Annotated in this window: 8 protein-coding genes and 3 tRNA genes; 9 read left to right on the forward strand and 2 right to left on the reverse strand. The window is 70.8% G+C overall.

Annotation, left to right across the window (positions count from 1 at the left end):
• The first annotated feature begins 79 nt into the window (after window positions 1–79).
• The 9 genes from recJ (at window position 80) to Q0R13_RS14195 (ending at window position 5,357) form a co-directional block, all read left to right on the forward strand.
• Window positions 80–1,879 (forward strand): single-stranded-DNA-specific exonuclease RecJ, encoded by a 1,800-nt coding sequence (recJ, locus tag Q0R13_RS14155; RefSeq protein WP_293904989.1) that lies wholly within the window; start codon window positions 80–82, stop codon window positions 1,877–1,879.
• A gap of 65 nt (window positions 1,880–1,944) precedes the next feature.
• A tRNA-Glu gene (locus Q0R13_RS14160) sits at window positions 1,945–2,019 on the forward strand.
• Between the two features lie 141 nt (window positions 2,020–2,160).
• On the forward strand, window positions 2,161–2,742 hold the full coding sequence (locus Q0R13_RS14165) for a cold-shock protein (protein WP_293904991.1): 582 nt from the start codon (window positions 2,161–2,163) through the stop codon (window positions 2,740–2,742).
• 59 nt (window positions 2,743–2,801) lie between these two features.
• Window positions 2,802–3,593, forward strand: a complete 792-nt coding sequence (locus Q0R13_RS14170) for a glutaminyl-peptide cyclotransferase (protein WP_293904993.1) — start codon at window positions 2,802–2,804, stop codon at window positions 3,591–3,593.
• Window positions 3,590–4,018, forward strand: coding sequence for a PaaI family thioesterase (locus tag Q0R13_RS14175; protein ID WP_293904995.1), 429 nt, complete (start codon window positions 3,590–3,592; stop codon window positions 4,016–4,018). Before Q0R13_RS14170 ends, Q0R13_RS14175 begins: the two co-directional genes overlap by 4 nt.
• A gap of 48 nt (window positions 4,019–4,066) precedes the next feature.
• Window positions 4,067–4,140, forward strand: a tRNA-Pro gene (locus Q0R13_RS14180).
• A 30-nt stretch (window positions 4,141–4,170) separates the two neighbouring features.
• Entirely contained in the window at window positions 4,171–4,479 is a 309-nt protein-coding gene (locus Q0R13_RS14185; RefSeq protein ID WP_293904997.1) for an ETC complex I subunit, read from the forward strand.
• A 12-nt stretch (window positions 4,480–4,491) separates the two neighbouring features.
• Window positions 4,492–4,568: transfer RNA gene (locus Q0R13_RS14190), tRNA-Arg, on the forward strand.
• Between the two features lie 18 nt (window positions 4,569–4,586).
• Window positions 4,587–5,357 carry a pseudouridine synthase gene (locus tag Q0R13_RS14195; protein WP_293904999.1) on the forward strand — a complete coding sequence of 257 codons (771 nt, stop codon included), beginning with the start codon at window positions 4,587–4,589 and terminating at the stop codon, window positions 5,355–5,357.
• Here Q0R13_RS14195 and Q0R13_RS14200 read toward each other — a convergent pair.
• Window positions 5,354–6,205 (reverse strand): kinase, encoded by an 852-nt coding sequence (locus tag Q0R13_RS14200; RefSeq protein ID WP_293905000.1) that lies wholly within the window; start codon window positions 6,203–6,205, stop codon window positions 5,354–5,356. The two genes, Q0R13_RS14195 and Q0R13_RS14200, sit on opposite strands and share 4 nt — an antisense overlap.
• Window positions 6,202–6,899: PLP-dependent transferase (locus Q0R13_RS14205; RefSeq protein WP_293905002.1), on the reverse strand; the 698-nt coding region annotated here is incomplete at its 5' end. The genes Q0R13_RS14200 and Q0R13_RS14205, both read right to left, overlap by 4 nt.

The raw sequence follows: 6,899 nt of genomic DNA on the forward strand, positions 1-6,899 counted from the left end.
TGCGGCGCATGTCGCTGGCGACTCGCGGCGGCCGGGCCGATAGTGCCGACCGGACAGGACCCAGGGGACAAAGCCGCGCATGGCTGACGGAAGCGCCTATCGCGGCTACCTCGGCGTCACGCGGTCGCTGTCCGGCCGGCTGTGGCGCCAGCGCCCGGCCGATCCGGAGGTCACCCGCCGCCACCAGCTGGACCAGGGCCTGTCGGAGCTGCTGGCCCGCGCTCTGGCCGCGCGCGGCGTGACCGCCGCGCAGGGGGCCGACTTCCTCAACCCGACCCTGAAGGCGCTGTTCCCCGACCCGTCGTCGTTCATGGACATGGACCGGGCCGCCGCGATCCTGGTGGACGCCCTGATCGAACGCCGCCGCGTGGTGGTGTTCGCCGACTACGACGTCGACGGCGCCTCGTCGGCGGCGCTGATCGTCCGCTGGTTCCGGGCGATGGGGATGGAGATCGCCATCTACGTTCCCGACCGGATCACCGAGGGCTATGGCCCGTCGCCGGCCGCCTTCCGCCACCTGCAGGCCGAGGGCGCCGAGCTGGTCATCACCGTGGACTGCGGCGCGGCCGCCCACGACGCCCTGGCCTGCGCCGCCGCGATCGGCCTGCCGGTCGTGGTGATCGACCACCACCTGATGCGGCCGGGCGAGGTCCCCGCCGTCGCCGCCCTGGTCAACCCCAACCGGCCGGACGACACCTCGGGGCAGGGGCATCTGGCCGCCGCCGGGGTCAGCTTCGTGCTGCTGGCGGCGCTGAACCGCGAGGCGCGGCGGCGCGCCCTGTACAACGCGATGGCAGAACCGGACATAATGTCCTGGCTGGACCTGGCCGCCATGGGCGCGGTCTGCGACGTCACCGAACTGCGGGGCTTCAACCGCGCGCTGACCGCCCAGGGGCTGAAGGTGATGTCCGGCTGGCGCAATCCGGGCCTGAAGGCGCTGATGGATGTGGCCAAGGCGGAAGGGGCCAGTTCGGTGTTCCACGTCGGCTTCATCCTGGGCCCGCGGATCAACGCCGGCGGCCGGATCGGCCGGTCGGACCTGGGTGCGCGCCTGCTCTCCACCGACGATCCAGCCGAGGCCGCCGTCCTGGCGGAGGAACTCGACGCCCTCAACGCCTCGCGCAAGGATGTGGAGCGCGAGGTCCAGGAGGCCGCCGTTCGCCACATCGAGCGCGAGAGCAACCAGGGCGACGCCGCCTGCCTGGTGGTGGCGCAGGACGGCTGGCATCCCGGCGTCATCGGCATCGTCGCCGGCCGCCTGCGCGAGCGCTACCGCAAGCCGGTGATCGTCATCGGCATCGACCGCGCCGCCGACGTGGGCAAGGGGTCGGGCCGCTCGCAGCCGGGCGTGAACCTGGGCCGCGCGGTGCAGGCCGCCTACGAAGCGGGCCTGCTGCTGGCCGGCGGCGGGCATGCCATGGCGGCGGGCCTGTCGGTGCGGCCGGACGTCATCCCCGAACTGCGCGCCTTTCTCTGCGAGCGGATGGCCGCTGAGCAGCAGGTCGCCGCGGCGCAGGACGGGCTGGACATCGACGCCCTGATCACCGCCCGCGGCGCCGACCGCGCGCTGTGGACCGACTTCCAGCGCCTGGCCCCGTTCGGCACAGGCAATCCCGAGCCGCTGTTCGCCGCCGCCGACGTGCGGGTGGAGCGGCCGATGGCGCTGAAGGGCGGCCATGTGCGCTGCACCCTGGCCGACGGCTCCGGCGGCAAGCTGAAGGCCATCGCCTGGCGGGTGGAGGACACCGAGACCGGCCGGCGGCTGCTGACCGAGGGCGGCGCCATCCACGTCGCCGGCCGCCTCAAGCCCGACGACTGGCAGGGCCGCGAAGGGGTCCAGCTGGAGATCGAGGACGTGGCCGATCCACGTCGGGTGTAGAGCGGTCCGGACACCCGCTTGCGCCCCAAATCGAAGGCGTTTATAGAGCGCGCCTCGCGCCACGTGGTCCCTTCGTCTATCGGTTAGGACGCCAGGTTTTCAACCTGGAGAGAGGGGTTCGACTCCCCTAGGGACTACCACGCGACTTCCCCCCTCAGGTGTTCGCGCTTGACGCGCTGAGAATTCGTGCGCGCGAATCCCCATTGACGCCTCATATGTTACAAGAACAGTGTTATAGTCGGCCCTGAAACAGTTGTCGGGGGTAGCGGGCCGAGGGGCGAATGGCTGGTTACGAGTTCGAGCATGTCGAGGGTCCGCCGCCTGTGCGGATCTCAGGGCGCGTCAAGTGGTTCGACGTGGGCAAGGGTTACGGCTTCATCGTGCCGGACGACCCCAGCCTGACCGACCTCAAGGACGTGCTGCTTCACGTCACCAGTCTGCGGACCTCCGGGCGCGAAAGCTGCCTGGAAGGCTCGTTGATCACCTGTGACGTGGTGCGCCGGCCCAAGGGCTGGCAGGTGGCCGAGGTGGTGCTGGTCGACGAGACCTCCGCCACGCCCTCCGAACGCCGCCCCGACACCACCTACAGCCGGCCCGAAGGCGCCTTCCCGGCGCGCCCGGCCCGCCGCCCGCCCGCCGCCTCCGGTCCGCTGGAGGGCGCCAAGGTGAAGTGGTTCAACCGCGCCAAGGGCTATGGCTTCGTGGTCCGCGACAGCGAGCCCGGCGACATCTTCGTCCACATCGAGACCCTGCGCCGCTCGGGCATGGAGGATCTCCAGCCCGGCGACGCTGTGATGGTGCGGTTCGCCGAGGGGCCGAAGGGCCTGGTGGTGGCCGAGATCGAAGCGGCCAACCTGGCCTGACTTGCCTGTCCGCACCGGGCGCCCCAATGGATAGGCCTGTGCCGATCCGGGAGCGTGGCTTGTCCTCACGATTCGACTTGCTGCGGCGGGCGCTGGCCGCCCTGGCGCTGCTTGCCCTGGCCGCCCCGGCGATGGCCACGACGCCCATCGAGGGCGTCCAGGTGCGGGCCACCTATCCGCATGACCCCAAGGCCTACACAGAGGGCCTGGTCTATCTGGACGGCGTGCTGCTGGAGAGCACGGGCCTGGTGGGTCAGTCGACGATCCGCCGCGTGCGGCTGAAGGACGGCGCGGTGATCCAGTCGCTGAGCGTCCCGCCCGGCCTGTTCGGCGAGGGGATCGTCAACTGGGGCGGCGACATCGTCAGCCTGACCTGGCGCGACCAGGTCGGCTTCCGCTGGGACCTGAAGACCTTCGCGCTGAAGAAGACCTTCAGCTACGTCGGCGAGGGCTGGGCGCTGACCTCGAACGGCAAGAGCCTGATCATGAGCGACGGGTCGGCGACCCTGAAGTTCCTCGATCCGGTCTCCCTGAAGCTCGTCCGCCACATCAAGGTGACGGCCGACGGCCGGCCGGTGGCCAACCTGAACGAACTGGAATGGGTGAAGGGCGAGATCCTGGCCAATGTCTGGCAGACCAACCTGATCGCCCGCATCGACCCGAGGAGCGGCGCCGTGAAGGCCTTCATCGACCTCAGCGCCCTGCCGGAGGCGCCGCTGACGCGGGCCGGCGACAGCGTGCTGAACGGCATCGCCTACGACCGCGAGCACGACCGCCTGTTCGTGACCGGCAAGAACTGGCCGCACCTCTACCAGATCGCCTTGAAGCCGCTGGGCGGGGCGAAGCGATGAGCGGCGACGAGGACATTCCGCCGCCGCCGCCCGGCTTCGTGGCGAGCCAGGGGCGCGGCCAGTTCTCCACCCTGAACGGGCCCTACTTCCACAAGCCGGGGGAGGGCGAGAGCGTCGAGCAGGCGTTCTTCGCCCTGGCGCGCCACACCAATGGCATCGGCATCGTCCATGGCGGCATGCTGTCGGCCTTCACCGACGGCCTGCTGGCGGGCGCCGTTGGGCGCGGCGCGGGCAAGATCGCCGTCACCATCCACCTGTCGATCGACTTCCTGCACATGGCGCGCAAGGGCGACTGGGTGCTGGGCGAGGCGCGCATGAGCCGCGCCACCCGCGATGTCGCCTTCGCCGACGGCCGCCTGCACGTGCGCGGCGTGGACATTGTCCGGGCGTCCGGCGTGTTCAAGCTGATGGAGCGCCCTCGTTAGGTTTGCGGAAAAGCCGAAACGCCCATATTGCAGGGCCGCCGAACGCATCGGGGTGTAGCGCAGTCTGGTAGCGCGCCTGCTTTGGGAGCAGGGGGTCGCAGGTTCAAATCCTGTCGCCCCGACGCGTTCGACGTGAGATTGGGAACCTGAGCATGCTCGCGCGCATCTTCCGTCCGTCCAAGACCGCCATGCAGTCGGGCCGCGCCAAGGCCGTGGGATGGGTGCTGGAGTTCGAGGCCAGCGATGCACGCCGTTCGGACCCGCTGATGGGCTGGACGGTGACGGGCGACACCGAATCCAGCCAGGTCCACCTGACCTTCGACACCAAGGAGGAAGCCGTTCGCTACGCCGAGGCCCATAAGATCGCTTTCCAACTGATCGACCCGGCGCCGGCCAGGCGGATCATCAAGGCCTATGCCGACAACTTCGCCTTCGGCCGAAGAACGCCCTGGACACACTAGGGACCTATCCGGGCGCCCGTAGCTCAACCGGATAGAGCACCCGCCTTCTAAGCGGGTGGTTGCAGGTTCGAGTCCTGCCGGGCGCGCCAACCCTTTCTGGAGCCGCCATGGCCTGGACCCGCCGCTATGACGACACCGAGCCGCAGCGGGTGAACCGCTGGCTGGCGCAGAGCGGGGTGTGTTCGCGGCGCGAGGCCGAGGCGCTTATCGGCGAGGGGCTGGTCTATATCGACGGAGAGCGGGTGGAGGACGCCGGGCGCAAGATCCTGCCGGGCCAGACCCTGACCCTGACCGACAAGGCCGAGGGACGGCTTGAGGGGTTCACCGCGGTGCTGAACAAGCCCACCGGCTTCGTCTCGGGCCAGCCGGAGCCGGGCTACACGCCGGCGGTGCGGCTGCTGACCAAGGCGGCCCTGGTGGGCGAGAGCACGACGATCCCGGACAGCAAGATGAGCCTGCCGCCGCTCGGCCGCCTGGACCTGGACAGCCATGGCCTGCTGATCCTCTCCAACGACGGGGTGCTGGCCAAGGCGGTGATCGGGCCGCATTCGGAGCTCGACAAGGAATACGTCGTGCGGGTCGCCGGGCGGATCGACGAGCCAACCCTCAGCCGGTTGCGGCACGGCCTGGAGCTGGACGGGCGGCAGCTGCAGCCGGCGAAGGTGGAGGTGATCCAGGGTCAGACGCTGCGGTTCGTGCTGCTCGAGGGCCGCAACCGCCAGATCCGCCGGATGTGCGAGCTGGTGGGCCTGCGGGTCATGGACCTGCTGCGGGTGCGGATCGGGCCGCTGGCGCTGGGCGACCTGCCGGAGGGCCGCTGGAGGGTGCTGGCGCCGGCTGAACGCGAGGCGATCATCGCCGCCTCCCAGGGCCGCTAAGCCAGCGGCGTGCGGTCCGCCGCGAGCCGCACCGTCCAGTCGGCGCGGCCGGGCATCTCGTCCAGGATCCAGCGCGTCAGGCGCTCATAGTGCTCGATGAAGCGGGCGACCTCGTCATCGTTCATACCGCCGCCGCCCCTGGCACGGAGCTTGTGTTCCTGCTCGGTCCGCCAGTCGGCCACCACCTCGAAGCCCGGCGCGGCCAGCAGCACCAGGGCGTCCAGGCGGGCGAACAGCGCCTGGTAGGGTTCGGCGAGCTGGCGGTCGATATAGCGGCGCCAGCGGCCGTCGCGGTCCTCCAGTTGCTCCAGTTCGTTGACCGGGCGGGCCAGCATCGCGCCGGGTTGCGGCCGCGCGCCGACGCACCAGCCTTCGAAGATCACCACGTCCAGCGGCCCCTCGACCCGGCGCCAGTCCGCCTGTAGCCGCCGTTCGTCACGGGCCTTGTCGAAGGCGGGCAGGGGCGTTGTCTCCGGCAGGGCGAGGTTGTCGAGGACGGCGCAGGCCAGGGCCACGTCATGGGTTCCCGGCGGCCCGCGCACGGCCAGCAAGGGGTGGACTTTGCCGGCCAGCCAGGCCCGCGCCTCGCGGCTCAGGTAGAAGTCGTCCAGGGATAGGGCGACCGCTGTCAGCCCCTGCGCCGCCAGCAGGCGCACGGTGGTCGCCGCGATGGTCGACTTGCCCGAACCCTGGGCGCCGCAGAGCCCGACGATGGCGGTGCGTCCGAGGGTGGCCCGCAGGGCGGCGGCGCGCGCGGCCAGAGGCGCGCAAACGCGCTCGACGGTGAACCGGAAGCTCTCCGGCAGGCCTTCCTCGGCGAGGAAGGCGGCGAGGAAGGCGTCGCTCACCCGGCCAGTCGCGCGTAAGGATCCAGGCCGGCCCGCAGGTCGGCGATCAGGTCGCCGGGGTCTTCCAGGCCCACGTGCAGCCGGATCAGCGGGCCGCCATAGTCGCGGCCGAACCGGCGGACCTTCAGCTGCGGATCGCACCAGATCGCCAGACTCTCGAATCCGCCCCACGAGAAGCCCAGGCCGAACAGCTTCAACGCGTCCAGGAAGGCGTTCACCGCCGCCTGCGGCGCAGGCCTAAGGGCGAAGCCGAAGAGGCCGCAGGCGCCGGTGAAGTCCCGCGCCCACAGGTCGTGATCGGGCGAGCCGTGCAGGGCGGGGTGGTAGAGGGCCGCGACCTCCGCCTGGTCCCGCAGCCAGGTGGCCACCGCCAGGCCGTTGGCGCCCTGCTTCTCCATCCGCAGCGGCAGGGTGCGCAGGCCGCGCAGCATGGCGTAGGCGTCCTCGCCGCAGACCGCCCAGCCCATATGGTGGACGCCGTCGGCCAGTTTGCGCACCAGCGCCGGGTCGCGCGCGGCCACCGAGCCCATGAACACGTCGGAATGGCCGCCGACATATTTGGTCAGGGCCTGGATCGAGAGGTCGATCCCGTGCTCCAGCGGCTTGAACAGCAGGCCGGCGCCCCAGGTATTGTCCGCCGCGGTGAGGATGCCGCGGGCGCCGGCGAGTTCGGCCACCCGCGGCATGTCCTGCA

This window comes from Phenylobacterium sp. (genome assembly GCF_025351295.1).
GTDB lineage: Bacteria > Pseudomonadota > Alphaproteobacteria > Caulobacterales > Caulobacteraceae > Phenylobacterium.